At 34.5% G+C, this 19,125-nt stretch carries 15 protein-coding genes; 13 read left to right on the top strand and 2 right to left on the bottom strand.

Going from position 1 to position 19,125, the window contains the following annotated elements:
- Positions 1–46 precede the first annotated feature (46 nt).
- Entirely contained in the window at positions 47–1,690 is a 1,644-nt protein-coding gene (locus tag MHH96_RS19165; protein WP_144544914.1) for an FAD-dependent oxidoreductase, read from the top strand.
- Positions 1,691–1,837: 147 nt separating this feature from the next.
- Here the strand turns inward: MHH96_RS19165 and MHH96_RS19160 are convergent, their stop codons facing one another.
- A complete protein-coding gene (locus MHH96_RS19160; RefSeq protein WP_047940477.1) occupies positions 1,838–2,395 on the bottom strand; it encodes a GNAT family N-acetyltransferase in 558 nt (185 codons plus the stop codon).
- Between the two features lie 461 nt (positions 2,396–2,856).
- Here MHH96_RS19160 and MHH96_RS19155 point away from each other — a divergent pair, with 461 nt between their 5' ends.
- The 6 genes from MHH96_RS19155 (at position 2,857) to MHH96_RS19130 (ending at position 10,122) form a co-directional block, all read left to right on the top strand.
- The gene (locus MHH96_RS19155) at positions 2,857–3,195 is read left to right on the top strand and encodes a DUF4870 domain-containing protein (RefSeq protein WP_047940478.1); all 339 of its coding nucleotides are present in this window, start codon (positions 2,857–2,859) and stop codon (positions 3,193–3,195) included.
- A 604-nt stretch (positions 3,196–3,799) separates the two neighbouring features.
- Positions 3,800–4,342 carry a hypothetical protein gene (locus MHH96_RS19150; protein WP_341117878.1) on the top strand — a complete coding sequence of 181 codons (543 nt, stop codon included), beginning with the start codon at positions 3,800–3,802 and terminating at the stop codon, positions 4,340–4,342.
- 269 nt (positions 4,343–4,611) lie between these two features.
- A complete protein-coding gene (locus MHH96_RS19145; protein WP_047940480.1) occupies positions 4,612–5,910 on the top strand; it encodes an NCS2 family permease in 1,299 nt (432 codons plus the stop codon).
- Positions 5,911–6,332: 422 nt separating this feature from the next.
- Positions 6,333–7,571 carry an EAL and HDOD domain-containing protein gene (locus MHH96_RS19140; protein WP_047940481.1) on the top strand — a complete coding sequence of 413 codons (1,239 nt, stop codon included), beginning with the start codon at positions 6,333–6,335 and terminating at the stop codon, positions 7,569–7,571.
- 136 nt (positions 7,572–7,707) lie between these two features.
- On the top strand, positions 7,708–8,694 hold the full coding sequence (gene dapF / locus MHH96_RS19135) for a diaminopimelate epimerase (protein ID WP_095259048.1): 987 nt from the start codon (positions 7,708–7,710) through the stop codon (positions 8,692–8,694).
- 498 nt (positions 8,695–9,192) lie between these two features.
- Positions 9,193–10,122 (top strand): ATP-dependent DNA ligase, encoded by a 930-nt coding sequence (locus MHH96_RS19130; protein WP_047940484.1) that lies wholly within the window; start codon positions 9,193–9,195, stop codon positions 10,120–10,122.
- Between the two features lie 137 nt (positions 10,123–10,259).
- Here the strand turns inward: MHH96_RS19130 and ligD are convergent, their stop codons facing one another.
- A complete protein-coding gene (gene ligD, locus MHH96_RS19125; protein WP_341117875.1) occupies positions 10,260–11,480 on the bottom strand; it encodes a DNA ligase D in 1,221 nt (406 codons plus the stop codon).
- A 201-nt stretch (positions 11,481–11,681) separates the two neighbouring features.
- Here ligD and ku point away from each other — a divergent pair, with 201 nt between their 5' ends.
- The 6 genes from ku (at position 11,682) to MHH96_RS19095 (ending at position 18,382) form a co-directional block, all read left to right on the top strand.
- Complete coding sequence (ku, locus tag MHH96_RS19120; protein WP_341117874.1) at positions 11,682–12,518, top strand: non-homologous end joining protein Ku; 837 nt, start codon at positions 11,682–11,684, stop codon at positions 12,516–12,518.
- A gap of 60 nt (positions 12,519–12,578) precedes the next feature.
- Complete coding sequence (locus MHH96_RS19115; RefSeq protein WP_061796390.1) at positions 12,579–13,226, top strand: phosphatase PAP2 family protein; 648 nt, start codon at positions 12,579–12,581, stop codon at positions 13,224–13,226.
- Positions 13,227–13,291: 65 nt separating this feature from the next.
- On the top strand, positions 13,292–13,837 hold the full coding sequence (locus MHH96_RS19110; RefSeq protein WP_341117872.1) for a glycerol-3-phosphate responsive antiterminator: 546 nt from the start codon (positions 13,292–13,294) through the stop codon (positions 13,835–13,837).
- Between the two features lie 290 nt (positions 13,838–14,127).
- Positions 14,128–14,946, top strand: a complete 819-nt coding sequence (locus MHH96_RS19105) for an MIP/aquaporin family protein (protein WP_047940487.1) — start codon at positions 14,128–14,130, stop codon at positions 14,944–14,946.
- A gap of 26 nt (positions 14,947–14,972) precedes the next feature.
- Positions 14,973–16,463: a glycerol kinase GlpK gene (glpK, locus tag MHH96_RS19100; protein WP_047940488.1), complete on the top strand. Its 1,491-nt coding sequence runs from the start codon at positions 14,973–14,975 to the stop codon at positions 16,461–16,463.
- Positions 16,464–16,771: 308 nt separating this feature from the next.
- Positions 16,772–18,382, top strand: coding sequence for a glycerol-3-phosphate dehydrogenase/oxidase (locus tag MHH96_RS19095; RefSeq protein WP_341118137.1), 1,611 nt, complete (start codon positions 16,772–16,774; stop codon positions 18,380–18,382).
- The last annotated feature ends 743 nt before the right edge of the window (positions 18,383–19,125 follow it).

Below are 19,125 nucleotides of genomic sequence, written 5' to 3'. Positions count from 1 at the left end.
GAAAAGATAAATTATAAAATACACTATTGTTTATAGGAGGATGATCATGAAAATTGTTATTATAGGATCAGTAGCGGCAGGTACTTCAGTAGCAACAAAAGCACGCAGAAATGACGAGCAGGCAGAAATCACACTTTATAATGCAGATTATGACATTTCTTACTCCGGTTGTGGAATTCCTTATTTCTTAGGCGGAGAAGTTGATGAATTAGAAACTTTAACACCGAGAAATCCGGCTTGGTTTAAGAAACGATATAATGTAGATATTCTTGTACGGCATGAGGTTATCGCTATAGATGCAAAGCGGAGAAAGATTCAAGTGAAAAACTTGAATACAAATGAAGTAATTGAGGATATTTATGATGTATTAGTATTTGCAACAGGAGCATCACCCTACACTCCAGCAATGGAGGGGGCAGATAAAGATCATGTTTTCCACATTCGAACCATTCAACATACAAGTGCTATTGACCGATTTATAAAAAAGAACGAGCCAAAAAGAGCTGCGATTATAGGGGCAGGGTATATTGGTTTAGAGATGGCTGAACAGTTAACAAATAGAGGGTTAGATGTTATATTAGTACAACGCAGTGATCACATATTATCACATGTGGATATAGATATTGTTACATATGTAGAAGACCATCTAGAAAAAAAAGGAGTTAACCTTCTATTGAATGAGGAAGTTAGTGAAATAACTACTAATGAAATAAAAACAAAATCAGGAAATATTATAGAAACAGATTTGGTTATTTTAGCAACAGGGGTTCGGCCTAATGTTCAGTTAGCAGAGTCAATCGGTGTAAATATAGGACATTCTGGAGCTATTGCCGTAAATAATAAGATGCAAACTAACTTACCTGATGTATATGCGGTAGGGGATGTTGCTGAGAGCTATTCCCTTATAACCGGGAAACCCCTATATCGGCCATTAGGAAGCACAGCAAATAAAATGGGCAGAATAGCCGGTGATGTGATAACCGGAGGATCATTAGAACATAGAGGAATTTTAGGAACTGCTATTCTTCGTGTTTTTGACTTAGCTGTTGGACAAACTGGTATGAACGAAACGGAAGCATTGGAGGAAGGCTATGATATAGAAGTTCTTCATAATATCAAGCCTGCTAGAGCTGAATATTTGGGTGGCAAACAATTAGTAATCAAGGCAATTGCCGATCGGAAAACAGGCAGAATATTGGGTGTACAAATAGTAGGGGAAGAAGGTGTCGATAAAAGAATAGATGTTTTTGTTACAGCCATTACATTTAATGCAAAAGCGGAAGATTTATTTCATCTTGATCTTGCATATGCGCCGCCATTTAGTACGGCAAAAGATCCTGTCATGTATACTGGGATGGCTTTGCATAATGCAATTGAAAAGAAAAATCAATTAATCACGCCAAAAGATTTAACCGCAAGAATAGAAAAAGAGGAATCCATTCAAGTTATTGATACACGAGCTGCACAACAATTTAATGTGTCATGTGTGGATACCGCTATTAATATCCCTTTGGGCGATTTGCGAGAGAAATGCAAGGAGCTAGATCCAAATCGGCTCACTGTTACTTATTGTAATAGTGGTGTAACCGGAAATGCTGCCCAAAATATCCTGCGTAATTTAGGATTTATGAATATCTATAATCTTTCTGGTGGAAATAAGAATTATCAAAGCTATAAAAAGAAGCAATAAATTACTATAATCTTTCAATCAGAGGCGGGGATGAATATATGGAGGTTTTTTTTCATCCAATTCGCTGACAATATTATAGAAGAATAAAATAAGATCAGTGATAGTTATTCTCCTATCGACTGATCTTATTTTATTATCGGAGCTAAATTACGCCTCTCTGCAATCATTTGTCGTCTCTTCCGTATTTTGACGTAATGTGTATAGAGTAAATAAATCTTTAGGAATTTCAAATAGTTGATAAGGGATCCCAGAAGTATTTAAAATTTGTAACAAATTACTTCTTGTTTCATTTGCAGAAACCACATAGGGAAGCTTTTCAGCTGCTTTTAGTGAGCGGATATTATTGCTTCTAATTCGCATTAATATGCTTTCGATATTCAGCTCAAAAAATGCTTCAGCAAAAAATAAATCTTTTGCTATTTGATTGTATCCCATGCCGTGATAAGGTTTTCCTAACCAAGTTCCGAGGAAACCGATATTTTCGTTTATATCATATAGATTTATGGTTCCAATCGGATTTTGCCATTCATCTAATATCGTTCTAGAAATGAGTTCTCCTCTTTCTTCCGCTTCTATAGTCTGTTTGGTAAGAAAAAGGTATTCTTCATAAGAAGAAGCTTTTTGACGCACGAAAGGGAAGACATCAGGATGCGTCATTAAAGGATATAATGCTTGACATTCTTCAAGATCTCTTTTTTTTAACACAATAATCCCTCCATTTGAGAGCAGAACTTATTCATGCATAAGAAAAAGCCCACCCTCGAAATTTTTAATCCAATTGAAAAAAAATTTCGGGGTGGGAATCGAACCCACTAGAACCAAAGCGGTGGCGCACCATTTGCCTTCCCATCTTTAATTATTATCTCATGATAACAAATTACTTTTCTATATCATACAAAATTTCGGTGAAATTGAAAATAGGAAAATACAAACAAATTGTAAAAAATTAATGAATCATTGTAAAGAAAGATAAACTAATTCACAATAGCAGAAAGGGTTTAACTCTTGCCGATAAAGTATATAAACAGGCAAGAAAGAATGATAAATGTCACGGATGAAAGCTTATTTGAATTAATTGGACAATTATTATGAGAAAATGAAACATTTATATAGAATAATCGTATATAATAACATAGCAATTATTATTTTAGTTGGAGGTTTCTTTCATGGATTTAAATAAAGACAGATCATCAAATGATGATAGAGTTTTTGCAATGTTGATTTATGTGTCTAGTTTTTTTACTACTTTTATCGGACCATTAGTTATCTGGCTCGTGAAGAAAGATTCGCCTTTTGTGGATTATCATGGTAAAGAATATTTTAACTTTTTAATTTCCTATGCCATTTATTCCTTCATAGCATGGATTCTTGTGTTTCTTTTAATCGGATTTATTATTTTACCAATAATCGGAATTATGGCATTTGTATTTACAATCATTGCTGCTATTAAGGCTTATGAAGGCCAGGATTATCATATTCCTTTAACGATTCGTTTTATCAAATAATATAGATCATTAACCTTTTTATAATGGCAGCTTATTCGTTTAAATTAGCGACCAATTTCGGTGACTCGCTTTTTAACGAATAGGCTGGCATTTTATTTTTTCTCACATATACATACCAATGTGCTGAAAAAGCTCAACTTCCCTGCATGAACATATAAACCACCATCTACTTCTTCGGTTTTTATATTACCACATTCAAACCTTAATAATAGGTAACATGATAGTTTAGACTCTTTTAAAATTTTTCTTCTAATTAATCATAGATTTCATTAGAAATTAATAGAATAAAAAGAAAGAGAAAGATAAGTGCACAGTCGCGCTAACCTTTCATTATAAGAATGGATATAAAGGAGTCTTCATGATGAATATTGAAAAATATTATAAATATACAGCCATATCTTCCTTGAACGCTAGTTTAATTAGTTGTATTCCTATCTTTCTTTTTATAGGCATCTTTCTATTTAATCATTCAAATATCATTTTTCTTTACCTTTTAGTCCCATTCGCAATATACAGTGTAATTTGCTTTAGTCAATTTTATTTACATAAACGACGTTTAGAGAAAATGGAGAATTTTTTCTCCGCGGGACAAGCAAGATCAATTTTGAAAACAAATACGGTGGTTTTATCTTTTTTACCTGCGCCATCCTTAAGAATGGTTGTTTTTGATAGAGATGGACAAGAGATAGGAGAAATAAAAGATGAAAAATTCTCGATTATTCGTTGGTATTTGCCGTTCTTATTCGATCGATTTTATACAAAATCGTATGGCTTTTATAATACACAAGGGGATCTCCAATATGTTTTTACATTAAAAAAAGATAGAATAGATATAAAAAATAAGGATAAAAAAATAATCAGCAGAATTCTAGAAATAAAGACAGAAAAACGATTAGTGATCCAATTTCTTTATGGGGAAGACACAATCATAATGAAAAAAACCTTTGGACAAATGGAGTATCAGTTTGAGCAAGAAGATGGTCAAAAATTGGCCCAGTTAAGAAAGGGCTGGATGCCAAAAGAGTGGGCCAAACGTTTTCAAGATCCTAATCTGCCGCTATTGTCAATTGATCACCATGCGTCTGATAAAGAAATTATTCACCTCTATGCTATATTGACAAAGTTATTCGCTTATACGAATCATTAATATGGATGGAGTTTTAGAACAGAAAGTTTTTCTTTGATAAGCTGATTTAAGGAAAAATAACTAAATAATAAGAAATAGCAATAAGGAAAATAGGAAAAAATGAGTATTTTCTCCTAAAAAACATTGGCAAAACATTGGCAATCTGCTATTATAATTTCTTGTGGCTACCTTATTGAATGCTAAAAGTCATGTCAGTCTTTGACATGCTTTACTTGCATTTTATAGGGGAAGCGGGTAGGGAGAGGGATACAACTAAATAGGTATATCAGATGAAAGATTATATTTTTTCATTTTTTCGGCTAAAAGAAAGTCAAACATCCATTAAACAAGAGGTGCTTGCAGGGTTTATTGGTTTTTTTACTGTTGTATACATCGTGGTAGTAAACTCCTTAATCTTAGCAGAAGCAGGTATTCCATTGGAAGCAGCAATCATTGCAACCATTTTAACATCCGTTGTTGGCTGTTTTTTAATGGGTTTTTATGGAAATGTGCCAATTTTGCTTGTACCAGGTATGGGTATCAATGCGTTATTTTCTTATACCATTGTAAATTCAATGGCCCTAACCTGGCAAGAAGCGTTGGCAGTAGTGTTTGTTTCTGGAATTCTCTTTATGATTGTTGCTTTTACGAAACTAGCTAGAATTGTCAGTGATTCTATTCCTGTTTCATTAAAAGAATCGATTAGCGTTGGTTTAGGTCTATTTTTAATGCTAATTGGATTGGAAAAAGGCGGGATAGTAGAAAGAGGAACAAATTCAATTATTGCCTTGGGATCTTTTAATGATTTACATGTACTAGCAACAGTACTCACATTTTTAATAAGTATTATTCTATTTTTAAGAAATGTGAAGGGAAACTTTCTGATCACGATTATTGTTGGTACTTTCATTGCTTGGATGTTTGGACTGATTAATGTAAATGCAGGAAGTGGCCAGTCGGTTCACCTTCAAGAATACAAAAGTGTGTTTGGTCATCTGTCTTTTGACAAACTTGCATCGATTCCTTTTTGGATTGCCGTATTTTCTCTTACAATGGTCCTTGTGTTTGAGAATATTGGATTGGTCAACAATCATGTCCAATTTATAAACAAATCTGAGCGATTTCAAAAAGCTTTTCGAGCTACTTCTATTTCTGTCTTTCTATCTAGTTTATTTGGCACAAGTCCAACAGTAGCTACAGTTGAAAGCTCAGCAAGTATGACCGCTGGTGGAAAAACAGGTTTAACAGCTGTAACGACAGGTATTCTGTTTATTTGTTCAGCATTTTTTATTCCTGTCATAAAATTAATTCCAGATAGTGCGATTGCACCAATTTTAATTATTATTGGAGGATTAATGCTACAGAATATCCGAAATCTGGATTTAAAGGATTTAAGTGAAAGTTTTCCTAGCTTCTTTATTATTGCAATGATTCCGTTTACGTACAGTATCGCAGATGGCATGGCTATTGGGTTTATTCTTTACCCAATTTTAAAGATTGCTTTAGGTAAAGCGAAAGAAGTATCACTGCCTTTGTATTTCATATCCTCATTATTTTTGATTAATTTTTTACTTCAATATACACATTAATAGCAAAATCACTTCTGAAATTAGAAAGTCATTTTCTTTTTTCAGAAGTTGTTACTAGCTGTCTAACTATACTCGTTTTTGTGCATAAGCTTTTTGTCTCTATAGCTTTACTCTATTTAATGGTATTTTAAACTGCCCTGTATTTTTAGAATTCCCCGTTTTATTCAAGATATCTTTTAGAAAAATAGAATGTAAAAAAGTTCTTTTTTCTGGATTAGCTATCATTTTGATTATATATAGCCTTGAATCAAAGAATCTTTTCTCCATTCCCTTTAAATACAACCTAGATGACCCCTAAACATTAACGATGACATTTCTGGTAAGAATTTTATTTTCTTACAAGCAAGGTTCGACAACCTTCTACTAATAAATTTATTAAAATGACAATAACTAAGCGCAAAAAGATTGACGGAGGTAAATAAATGGAAGTTTTTGTGGCGAGACAGCCACTATTTAATCGAATGGAAGAAGTTTATGGATATGAACTACTATATAGACATAATAATATTAATTCCTTCCCCAATATAAATGGTGATCAGGCGACAACAAATGTTATTATTAACAGTTTTCTTAATATTGGCATAGATAAATTATCAGACGGTAAACCTTGTTTTATTAATTTTACTGAGAATTTATTAGAACTTAAACTTCCTACATATTTTCAGCCAAGGGATATTGTAATAGAGATTCTAGAAACTGTTGTTCCAAGTCAAAAAATTATAGATATTTGTTTAGAACTCAAACAATTAGGCTACAAATTGGCTTTAGATGATTTTAATTTAGAGAAAAGTAACCCATACTCCTATTCTTTACTGCTATTAGCAGATATGGTTAAAATCGATTTTCAACATACGACTAAAGAAGTGCGAACAGAATTAGAAGCGATTGCTAAAAAGCATCACATTGAATTAATTGCTGAAAAACTTGAGACAAGTACGGAGTATGAACAAGCTAGAAACAGCGGCTATCATTATTTTCAAGGTTATTATTTTTCAAGACCAGTCATCATGTCTTCCCATGATGTGCCAACCTATATGACGGCATATTATAAGATCCTTGAGCTATTACATGATGAAAATCCAGATATAACCCGTATTTCTAAATTGATTGAACAGGATATTTCTTTATCATATAAGTTATTGAAATTAATTAACACACTAGGATATGGAGTAAAGCAAAAAGTAACCAGTATTAAACATGCCATTGTATATATTGGGCTTAGAGAACTTCGAAAATGGATTTATATTCTTACAGTTAGGGAAAAGGACTGGAAGAATGGAATTTCTTTAGAAGTGATTCATAATTGCTTAATACGTTCTAAAATGTGCGAAGCGGTAGCAAAACTTATACCGGGAAGAATAGAATATGGAAGTTTTTTTTTGACGGGAATGTTCTCTCTTATGGATACCATTATGAACAAGGATATGGATACCATTCTTTCCGATCTACCATTGGATGAGACAATTGTACAAGCTTTATCAGGACAGAAAAATGTTCAATATGATGTGCTTCAATTGGTCATTGCAGCAGAAACAGCTGACTGGTCGGGAATTGCACTTGGTTGTAAAGAATTGGATATTCAAGAAAAGGAATTGTTTAAAGTATATGCAGAATCTATTTCATGGGCAAAGAAGCTATTAGATGATGATTTATATGGATGAATGGTAATAACCTTAACGACTTGACTAAAAGCTGTTAAGGTTTTCTCTTTTTTTGGGCAAGGAAGAATTGATTGCAGGTTAGACAAAGGAACAGTAAAATAAATAAGAAACAAATATAGCTTGGAGGAACGATGAAATGAATATAAAAATTACAAAATGTCATGGAAGTGGCAATGATTTTTTAATAATAGATGAAATTTCAGACGCCTATCAGTTTACCGAAGAAGAAAGAGCAGAAATAGCTAAAACGCTATGTAATAGAGCTTCTTCTTTAGGAGCGGATGGTATTCTTTTTGTAATGCCTAGTCAAGTTGCTGATGCAAGAATGAGAGTTTTTAATGCCGATGGTTCCGAAGCATCGATGTGTGGAAATGGTATTCGTTGTGTCGCTCGATATGTTTGTGAACTCCTTCAGGTAGAGGAAGCGATGATTGAAACAATGAAAGCAAATTTAGAAGTGAAAAATGAAACAGATATTTATCCGGATATCCCAACGTATTTGGTAGAAATATCTCCTGTATCTTTTCAGACGAAGGATCTGCCGCTTGAGGTAGAATCGACTACACTAATAAATGAGAAAATTCCGGGGTTAAATAAAGATTTATTATTTACTGCTTTAGCTGTACCTAATCCGCATTTAATTACACTTGTAGATAAGGCAGTACTTGATTCGGATATTCAAGAAACGATAAGTAAATATGTGAATGGTCCGAATGAGTATTTTCCAGACGGTGTAAATGTTAGCTTTGTTTCAATATTAGAAAAAGGAAGTATTTATGTGCGTACATACGAACGAGGAGTAGGGTTTACAAATGCTTGTGGGACTGCTATGTCTGCTTCCACTCTTGTTTCCATACTAAATGGGTTTAATGAAAAAAATACCTATGTGGATGTGTATAATAATGGGGGCAAAGTTCGCTGCTATGTACATTATCAAAATGATCAATATCGAATTGATTTAATTGGCAACGCTACTTATGTATATCGTGCAGATGTATCATTTGAATGGGATACAATAGAAAACTATGCCGTAACGAATAAGATATATTTCGAGGAAGAAGCTGTTCAATATAAAAAACTACAACAAGAAGCAAAGCAATATGTCGAAAATCATTTAAAATAAATTTGGAGAGAACAGTAGTTGGTTAGTATGGAAGGATAAGGTTAGGTCTATTCAACATTCTGTTATGTGGAATAGAAACTGACCTTTTTGTTATAGATGATAAAGTGATTAGAAAATGGACAAACTTCATTTCTAGCATTATTAGTAGTTAAACAGCAAGGTTAAGAGCGTCAAAAAAATTAAAAATAGATTAGTTTGTTGACAAAATGATTTTAGAAAAGTTAAAAATGATTTTTATGCGCTGCTTGTAGTCTAAGGGGGAGACTCCTGCGTGATTAGCGAGACAGTCTTATACCCTGCAGACTGAAGGCAGACCGCGGCTCAGCGCGAGCCCGACGGGAAGCAATATCTCATCTCTATTCGAAGAAATTAAAAAATATCCTAAAGACCAACTACTATTTCTAAAATTCTGAGGTTTGTTTGCAGTTTGAGATAGATAAGATCCTTGTATAATTTTGTTCTATTAGCAAATGGTAAGAATAAAAGGAATAAAAGCACATGAAACCAATAAAGCCATTTGAACCACTACTAACAGAAGCAATTCCAAAAGGGGATCAATGGATTGCTCAAGTTAAGTGGGATGGAACAAGAATTCTCTCCTACTATGATGGAGAGGACACAAAATTATTTAATCGAAAGAAAAATGAAAGAACGCAGCAATATCCTGAATTATTAAAGACCGGTTCCTTTGTACAGGCAAAAAATTGTATTCTCGACGGCGAAGTCATTGCTTTACAGGATGGGAAACCATCCTTTTATGAAGTAATGAGACGGGACAGAGTGCGAAAACTTGAGCGATTAAGTGAGCTGCAAGAGGAAATCCCGATTACCTATATGATTTTTGATATCCTGTTCCTCGATGGACAGTGGCTGGTAGACAAACCATTACTGGAAAGACAAAAAATATTGCATGAAAAAGTAGCTGAGACGAAAGATATTCGTCTAGTTGAAAACTTTACAGATATGAGAGGTTTATTTGCTGTTTGTCAACAACATCAGTTAGAAGGAATTGTCTGCAAGGATCTTAGTAGTTCCTATGTTCTGGGCGGAAAGGATGCCAGATGGCTTAAGCGAAAAAAAGAGCAGGATTTAATCGCTATAGTGGGAGGAGTAACATTTAAAAATAAAACGGTCCATTCTCTCCACCTTGGGTTATTTGATGAGTCGGGGAAGCTGGTTTATATTGGAAGTGCTGGTTCGGGTAAATTGACCGCAAATGACTGGGCTGCTGTCTCAAAAGCGATTGAGCCAATCATTATAAATGAGAGTCCTTTTGCTAATCTCAGGAAAGCGAAAGATGGAGTCTGGCTGCGGCCAGCACTTACTGTCAAAATCTCCTTTTTAGAATGGACAGAAGGCAGAACATTAAGGCATCCAGTCATCGAGTCATTTGTCACTATCCCCATTGAAGAATGCAAATTAGTATAACAACATGCATAGCCAGAATTATTCTAGAAATAGGCCCAAACATTAGACAGAAAAATTTCCGTTCCTTTGTTTGGGCGTTTTATTGTCTTTATGTTTGCATACAAGGATATGATTAGAAAGTTTTCGCAATCATCTATTCAGATTTTTTTCTGCCCTTCAGTGTTTTGGACATTTGTTAACACATCTAGTACTTGACGAAAAGGTTGTTTTTCTTTTGCCGCAAAATAACCAGCGAAGGAATGAATCCCTTTTTGTAGTCTTTGTAAAACAACGTCCATTGAAAATTGGCGAGGATGTAAATCTTCCGTTAATTCATCCCATTCAATTGGGCATGCAACATATCCTCCTTTATTACCGCGAATAGAATAGGGAGCGATAATTGTTTTTCCTTCACTATGTTGGATGTAGTCAATGTATAATCTGTTTTTGCGGTTTTTCTTTAATCGTTCTATGGTGAAAAGCTCTGGATTTGCCGCAATCATATAGTTTGCAATAAATTCTGTGAATAAACGTACTTCTTCATAAGTAAATGTTTTTTCTGGAAGTGGTAAATATACCTGAATTCCTTTATTTCCTGATATTTTCACAAAAGATAAAAGATGTAATCGTTCCAAAATCTGTTGTAGAACTTTTGCCGCTTTAATAGCCATATAAAAATGTTCCACAGAAGGCGGATCTAAATCAAAGACAATTTCAGAAGGCATGCTATTAGAATAAATGGTTTCAAATGGTATATGAAATTCAAACGCTAATTGATTTCCAAGCCACATAAGCGTTTCTAGGTTATTGCAAATGATATACTCTATGTCGTCGTTCTTATATGTTTGTACATAAGATGGAGCGTAGTCTGGACATTGTTTTTGATAAAAAGATTCTCCAAATAAACCATGGGGAAATCGAATCGTAGTCAATAAGCGATTTTCTAAAAAAGGAAGTAAATATGGACTGACCTCTTTTAAATATAAAATATAATCGAGTTTCGTAATCGTGGTGTTGGGAAATAGAGGTTTATCAGCATGAGTAATAGGCGTAGACTCTGTTGCGACGAGTTTCTCTAATGTACAGTCTTTCCAATCTATATTATATAAAAATTGGATAAAAACGGGGTTGCTCAGTTTATACTGTTGAAAGGAGGAAAACTGTAATTCTACGCAAATTCCTGGATTTAAATAATATAAATCGTCATCTTCCTTTATAGCATGTTCTTTTATAATCTGTATTAATGCTGTTTTTTCTGCTTTTTTTAAGCCTTTTTGAAAAGAACCTACAGTGATAATGTTCTCGTTTCCAACGACACTGACACCAAATGAGTCTGTTTTTTTATAATAATTACTAATAAAAAATGCAGCTGTATGCATTTGTCTATCCTCCTGATTTATCTAACTCTTATTAGTATATCTATTTAAGTACATAGTATGAACAGTGTCTGCTGCCAATAATTAAATAGTATGAAAAAAAAACGGTGACACAATGTATAAATAGATAGAAGAAAAAGTGATGAATATTGCTTTTTTCATAAAAGAAATATTGTGTTCAACTAATAAGATTGGAGATTAATTATGCATACAATGTGGAAAGGAAATATAAGTTTTGGATTAGTAAGCATACCGATTAAGCTGCATTCAGCAATAGAAGATAAAGATATCAAGCTTAGAACACTTCATAAGGCTTGTCATGCCCCAATTAAATATGAAAAGAAATGTTCTGCTTGTGGAAATGAAGTTGCTCCAGAAGAAATCGTAAAGGCATATGAATATGCAAAAGGAAAATATGTTGTGCTTGATGAAGAAGATTTGAAAAACCTGTACAAAGAGAATGAAGATAAAGCAGTGGAGATTATTGATTTTGTGAAGATGGAAGAGATTGATCCTATTTACTTTGAAAAATGTTATTATATGTCTTCCGGTGAAGGTGGTAATAAGGCATATGCTTTATTAAGACAAGCCTTACTTGAGACAGGGAAAGTGGGAATTGCGAAAATTATTATTCGCTCCAAAGAACAGCTGGCAATTATTCGGGTTTATGAAAATACTCTCGTAATGGAAACTATTCATTTTCCTGATGAAGTTCGTAAGGTGGACGATGTACCAAATGTTCCGGAAGTAAATCAAATAGAGAAAAAAGAATTAGAAACAGCGATTTTATTAATTGATCAATTAACCACTGAATTTACTCCAGAGAAATATACAGATGAATACAGAACAGCTCTTCTTGAATTGATTGAAGCAAAGAAAGCTGGCAAAGAGGTAGTGACAGGCACAGATAAACCAAGGGAATCGAATGTCATGGATTTAATGGCTGCACTACAAGCATCTATTGATAATACAAAGCCTAGTAAGAAAACAGAGGAAAAAAAGAAAAAGACCACAAGAAAGAAAGTTGTCAAAGAAGCTTAAAAATAAAGTGCTAGCTACTGCGAAATAGCTAGCACTAAAATATAACAGCGAGGGATTTACATGGAGAGAAGAATAACGTCAAAATATATCGGTGTAATGTTAGCAGTTATCCTGATTTTTAGCGGGCTATTTTATATTATTGCAAGACATGTAAAGAGCTCAGATATTATTTCATTTGATGATACAATCATCCATTTTACTCAATCATTTATTTCAGACGAATTAACAATATGGGTTGAACGAATAACCTTTTTAGGGTCTATTTTGTTTATCGCAGCAGCGATACTAATTATTACAGTACTTTTACTATGGAAGAAAAAGTATGCTTTAGCCATTTTTTTTATTTCTGCTAATGGTTTTGGTGCATTATTAAATACGCTTCTTAAATGGTTCTTCAAAAGAGAGCGTCCGGATATATTGCCTGTTATAATAGAAAAAGGCTATAGTTTTCCAAGTGGACACTCTATGGGTTCTCTTATTTTCTTCAGCTCATGTGCGTACTTATGTATACATTTGCTTAATTCAACTGGAAAGAAAGTGATGGCTTACATAATTGCTTGTATGCTTATTCTTTTAATAGGAACAAGCAGAGTATATTTAGGTGTCCATTATCCAACAGATGTTGTAGGTGGCTACTCAATAGGTATCGCCTATTCTGCTGTTTGCATATTAGCATTTCGCCTATATGAATTTAAAACGAAACGGTAGTGAATGTTGGGAAGCCTTGAATGGTCATGAAGAGATTAAGAATGAAACTTTTTGGGGGAAATGAAATGAATCAACCTATTATTCCAGCATCATCAAATATGAAGGAATTCGAAGCGTTTTTAAAAAGCGATTATGAAATTGGCGTATTTTTAGAGGTACATGTTTCACAGTTAAAACATATAAGCTTGCTTGCAAAAAAAGCAAATAAGAAAATGATTTATCATGTTGATTTAATCCAAGGATTGAAAAGTGATGATTTTGGAACAGAGTTTATCTGTCAAGAATTTAAACCATATGGACTTATATCTACAAAATCATCGGTTATTTTAAAAGCAAAGCAGAAAAACGTGATAGCAATTCAAAGGGTATTTCTCCTTGATAGTCATGCAATAGCGAAAAGCATTAAACTAGTACAACGAACACATCCAGATTATATCGAAGTGCTTCCAGGAACAATGCCTTGGATGATTAAAGAAATTAAAGAGAGTTTAAATGTACCCATTCTTGCAGGTGGTTTGATTCGCACGGATAAGGATATAAGCAATGCAATTGAAGCAGGGGCTACTAGTATAACTACTTCTAAAAAAGAATTATGGCAAAAAATAAAGTAAATAATTTTTTTATAGTGAAAACAATAAAAATAATTGACAGACCAACAGGAAGCGTTTACAATAACCTTACAAGTTAATTTAATGTGTTGGAGAAAAGGAGATACACGCAGTAGTCACCATAATTTTAGTGGCTTAATCTGTCGTGTTCTCCTTTTTTTGCATGTTATATGACAATCACTCTGTAATGATAAAAATAAATGTTAGTATGATGGTAGTTTAGGGGTAAAGCAGTTTAATATAATTCATTGTCAGAATTTTAACAGAGTGAAACAAGGAAAAGGGGGATTTTGATGTCTGCGTTTATGGGAGAAGTTGTTGGTACCATGATTTTGATTATATTTGGGGGAGGCGTTGTAGCTGGTGCGAATTTAAAGAAAGCGTTCTCTAATGGTGGAGGGTGGATTGTGATTACTCTTGCCTGGGGATTGGCAGTTACAATGGGAGCATTTGCTGTCGGAAGTATTAGTGGTGCCCATTTAAATCCAGCTGTTACCATCGCGCTTGCAATCACTGGTGATTTTGCTTGGAATCAAGTATTGCCGTATATTTTGGCACAAATGATTGGCGCTTTTTTAGGTGCATGTATTGTATATTTACACTATCTCCCGCATTGGGGTGCAACAAAGGATGCGGAAGCAAAATTAGCAGTCTTTTCAACAGGTCCTGCTATTCCACATACCTTTGGAAATATATTAAGCGAATTGATAGGGACGTTTATGTTAGTGCTTGGCTTATTGTTTATTGGAGCAAATAGTTTTGCTGAGGGATTGAACCCGCTTGCTGTAGGCTTGCTTATTGTTGTAATTGGGATGTCATTAGGGGGAACAACTGGCTATGCTATTAATCCTGCACGTGACCTTGGTCCAAGAATTGCCCATTTTGTTTTACCAATTGCCGGCAAAGGATCATCCAATTTCCGTTATGCTTGGATACCAGTTGTTGGTCCCATTTTAGGCGGATCACTAGCAGCCGTTTTTTATACGTATATCTTTAAAGGGGTTGTCTTATCAAGCTTTTGGATTGTAATAGCGATTACTGTCATTGTATTATTACTTGCATTTTTTAAGACAAAAGGGGAAAGTAAAAGTATTGGTAAAAAAGTAGCATAATCATTTACTAATGGGAGGTTTTATTCATGGAAAAATTTATATTATCATTAGATCAAGGGACAACAAGCTCAAGGGCGATTATTTTCAACAAAAAAGGGGATATTGTGCATGTGGCCCAAAAGGAATTCACACAAATATTTCCGAAGCCAGGATGGGTTGAACATAATGCAAATGAAATATGGGGTTCTATTTTAGCTGTTATTGCAACAGTTTTATCAGAATCAGATATTAAGCCGGAACAAATAGAAGGTATTGGGATTACCAATCAACGGGAGACGGCTGTTGTATGGGATAAAAATACTGGGGCGCCCGTATACAATGCCATTGTATGGCAATCAAGACAAACAAATGAAATTTGTGAAGAACTAAAAGCACAAGGATATAATCAGCTTTTCCGTGATAAAACAGGACTTTTAATTGATGCTTATTTTGCAGGTACCAAAGTAAAGTGGATTTTAGATCATGTAGATGGAGCTAGACAAAAAGCAGAAAACGGGGATTTATTATTTGGTACAATTGATACATGGCTAATTTGGAAATTATCTGGTGGAAAAGCGCATGTAACAGACTATACAAATGCTTCACGTACGTTAATGTTTAATATCTATGAATTAAAATGGGATGAAGAACTACTTGAAATATTAACAGTTCCAAAATCGATGCTCCCAGAAGTAAAAGGATCTTCTGAAATATATGCTCATACAGTGGAAGGACATTTCTTTGGAAATAGAATTCCAATTGCAGGAGTGGCAGGAGATCAACAGGCTGCTTTATTTGGTCAGGCATGTTTTGAAGCGGGAATGGCGAAAAATACTTATGGTACGGGCTGCTTTATGTTAATGAACACAGGTGAAAAAGCAGTAAAATCAGACCATGGCTTGTTAACAACAATCGCATGGGGGATAGATGGAAAAGTAAATTATGCCCTTGAAGGAAGTATATTTGTGGCAGGATCTGCTATCCAGTGGCTAAGAGATGGCTTAAGAATGATAAAAGATGCGAAAGACAGCGAAGACTATGCAAGCAGAGTAGATTCTACAGATGGAGTTTATATTGTACCAGCGTTTGTTGGATTAGGAACTCCATACTGGGACAGTGATGTGCGAGGGGCAATGTTTGGAGTAACAAGAGGGACAACAAAAGAGCATTTTATTCGGGCAACACTAGAATCACTTGCCTATCAAACAAAAGATGTTCTGGCTGCAATGGAATCTGATTCGAATATTCAAGTTAAAACATTACGAGCTGATGGAGGAGCCGTTCGAAACAATTTCCTTATGCAGTTCCAGGGAGATATATTAAATGTTCCTGTGGAAAGACCAGTTATAAATGAGACAACTGCATTAGGAGCAGCTTATCTTGCTGGTTTAGCTGTTGGTTTCTGGAAAGATCAAAAGGAAATTGCGGAACAATGGAGCCTAGATCGTTCCTACGAACCAAAAATGGAGGAAGAGACAAGAGAAGGATTATATGCTGGATGGAAGAAAGCTGTTAAGGCTACAATGGCTTTTAAATAAAAGGGGAACCTACTGTTTTAAAGTTTAATATAATAATATAAATACTATGAATATCTAGGTTAATATGATATAATAAACACAAGTTAATATTTTTTGTCTGGAGAAATGGAGAGACCACAAAGCATTATCGTTCTATTGGTAATGTAACTTTGTGGTCTCTTTTTGTTTGTATATAGATCATGTACAAACTAAATTGTTTTGAATGTATTACGAAAGGAAATTATTAAACTAACAAGTTTTTTAAGTATAGGGAGGGTTTTACTTTGCAAAAGAAGCCAAGTAGTAGAGAAAAAATACAACAACAGTTAATGAATAATAAATTTGATGTGTTAGTGATCGGGGGAGGTATTACAGGAGCGGGAATTGCTTTAGATGCCGCAGCTAGAGGAATGGAAGTTGCTCTTGTAGAAATGCAGGATTTTTCAGCAGGAACTTCAAGCAGATCAACAAAGCTCGTCCATGGTGGTCTCCGCTATTTAAAGCAATTTGAAGTGAAGATGGTTGCAGAAGTAGGGAAGGAGAGAGAAGTGGTGTATGAAAATGGACCACATGTAACTACACCAGAATGGATGTTACTTCCGTTACACCAAGGAGGAACGTTTGGAAAATTTTCCACCAATATTGGTCTAAGAGTATATGATTTCTTAGCTGGAGTAAAAAAATCGGAACGAAGAAAAATGCTATCGAAAGAAGAAACACTTGCAAAAGAGCCATTAATTAAGAAAGATGGTCTTAAAGGCGGAGGGTATTATGTGGAATATCGCACAGATGACAGCCGACTGACTGTAGAGGTAATGAAAAAGGCCGTAGATTGTGGTGCAGCTGCGATTAACTATACGAAAGTAGAGAACTTCCTATATGATAAAAACGGAAAAGTAGAAGGTGTAGAAGTTAGAAATCTTATCACAAATACGGTTTACCCTATTTATGCCAATGTTGTGGTAAATGCAACTGGACCATGGGTTGATACATTAAGAACGATTGATGGAAGCCGAAAAGGTAAAGCGCTTCAGCTGACAAAAGGGGTTCATTTAGTTATTGATCAATCTGTATTTCCTTTAAAACAAGCGATTTATTTTGATACACCAGATAAGAGAATGGTTTTTGCTATTCCACGGGATGGAAAAACATATGTTGGGACAACAGATACTTTTTATAGTGAAGATCCCATTCATCCTTCGATGTCGAAAGAAGATAGAGATTATCTTTTAGAAGCAATTAAGTTTATGTTTCCTTCGATCTCCGTTTCCGCAGAAGATGTGGAGTCAAGCTGGGCGGGAGTTAGACCATTGATTTTGGAAGATGGAAAAGATCCCTCTGAAATTTCTCGCAAGGATGAAATCTGGGAGTCTGACAGTCGACTTATTACTATTGCTGGAGGGAAATTAACGGGGTATCGTAAAATGGCTGAAACAGTTGTTAATCTTGTTTCCACTAGATTGCAAGAGAAGACGGGGAAGTCATTTAAACAATGTATGACAAAGTCGATGCCAATCTCTGGTGGAGATGTTGGTGGTTCAAAAGGTTTTTCTACGTATATCCAAGATGTTGTATCAAAGGGAATGAATGGAGGACTTTCAAAAGAGGAAGCAGAAAACATTGCAAGGCTATATGGCAGCAATGCGCCTATTCTTTATGAAATTGCAAAGGAGTTAAGCGGGAAATATGAAGAACTTTCCCCAGTCCTACTTGCACGGATTCACTATGCAATGGAATATGAATATGCAATAACTCCGACAGATGTACTACTAAGACGGACAGCAATGCTTTTATTTGATATTGCTAAAGTAAAGGAAGTAAAAGATGCAGTAATTGAATACATGGCAGAATATTACGATTGGAGCACCGAAAGAACTAATACCCTAACAGCCGAACTAGAAAAAGAAATACACAAAGCAACTATTCCGTTCGCAGGGTAATGGAAAGTTAATAGGAAATAAGGCTTTCCCATTTAATGAAATTCTTTAGAACAAATGATAGGTTGGTTAGCTCGAAGCGACCGCACGTAAGTGATTCATGCGGTCGCCTCGAGCAGACAACAGGATAGGAAGCTCATTGATTACAATATGGTAATTAAGTGTATGAAATGGAGGGAAACGAGTGCCTGATAATATTGAGAATATCGATTAACCCTTGCACAAAATAAGCGTTTTTACAAAAATAGGGAAACTAATAGTTGACTATAAGCAAATTTTGCGATAAGATGTTCCTTGTATGTATTTGAGGTTTAACAGAATTTTGTAGAATTATTGTGTAAAGTAACAAGAAATTTATAAGTATACGGAACAACTATATAATAGCATTCAAAACAATTACACTCCATTTATCTTCAAAAACACATTTAAATCCTTCCTAATGCGGATTAATCCTTCCATTATTTTTTCAAAAATGTATTTTTGTGTTCTGCACAATTCACCCTAAATTCACACTGGCGCGGTCTAGGAACCGTAAGGATGAAAGAGAGGTAGGGCTTTCGTTGTTTTAGGCATTACACCATTTTTAATAGAAGTGTATTTCCTTAAATATATGCATTGCTTAATTGTATTCGATCGATGAATACATGAATGGGACCTTTTAAATCTGAGTTGATCATCAGACTTAAAAGGTCCTTTTATATTTGATAAAACTAATCTGGTACTTTCCACTATCTTTCAAATAAAAT

This window comes from Niallia sp. FSL K6-0212 (assembly GCF_038007605.1).
Classification (GTDB): Bacteria; Bacillota; Bacilli; order Bacillales; family Cytobacillaceae; genus Niallia; species Niallia circulans.
This window is presented reverse-complemented; position numbering and strand designations above follow the sequence as displayed.

What these genes read in the sequence shown, in the direction of transcription:
- MHH96_RS19115 (WP_061796390.1), top strand. Translation starts at nt 12,579, where the DNA reads ATGGAGAGAAGAATAACGTCAAAATATATCGGTGTAATGTTAGCAGTT.
- glpK (WP_047940488.1), top strand. Translation starts at nt 14,973, where the DNA reads ATGGAAAAATTTATATTATCATTAGATCAAGGGACAACAAGCTCAAGG.
- MHH96_RS19165 (WP_144544914.1), top strand. Translation starts at nt 47, where the DNA reads ATGAAAATTGTTATTATAGGATCAGTAGCGGCAGGTACTTCAGTAGCA.
- dapF (WP_095259048.1), top strand. Translation starts at nt 7,708, where the DNA reads ATGAATATAAAAATTACAAAATGTCATGGAAGTGGCAATGATTTTTTA.
- ku (WP_341117874.1), top strand. Translation starts at nt 11,682, where the DNA reads ATGCATACAATGTGGAAAGGAAATATAAGTTTTGGATTAGTAAGCATA.
- MHH96_RS19105 (WP_047940487.1), top strand. Translation starts at nt 14,128, where the DNA reads ATGTCTGCGTTTATGGGAGAAGTTGTTGGTACCATGATTTTGATTATA.
- MHH96_RS19110 (WP_341117872.1), top strand. Translation starts at nt 13,292, where the DNA reads ATGAATCAACCTATTATTCCAGCATCATCAAATATGAAGGAATTCGAA.
- MHH96_RS19140 (WP_047940481.1), top strand. Translation starts at nt 6,333, where the DNA reads ATGGAAGTTTTTGTGGCGAGACAGCCACTATTTAATCGAATGGAAGAA.
- MHH96_RS19155 (WP_047940478.1), top strand. Translation starts at nt 2,857, where the DNA reads ATGGATTTAAATAAAGACAGATCATCAAATGATGATAGAGTTTTTGCA.
- MHH96_RS19130 (WP_047940484.1), top strand. Translation starts at nt 9,193, where the DNA reads ATGAAACCAATAAAGCCATTTGAACCACTACTAACAGAAGCAATTCCA.
- MHH96_RS19095 (WP_341118137.1), top strand. Translation starts at nt 16,772, where the DNA reads ATGAATAATAAATTTGATGTGTTAGTGATCGGGGGAGGTATTACAGGA.
- ligD (WP_341117875.1), bottom strand. Translation starts at nt 11,480, where the DNA reads ATGCATACAGCTGCATTTTTTATTAGTAATTATTATAAAAAAACAGAC.
- MHH96_RS19145 (WP_047940480.1), top strand. Translation starts at nt 4,612, where the DNA reads ATGAAAGATTATATTTTTTCATTTTTTCGGCTAAAAGAAAGTCAAACA.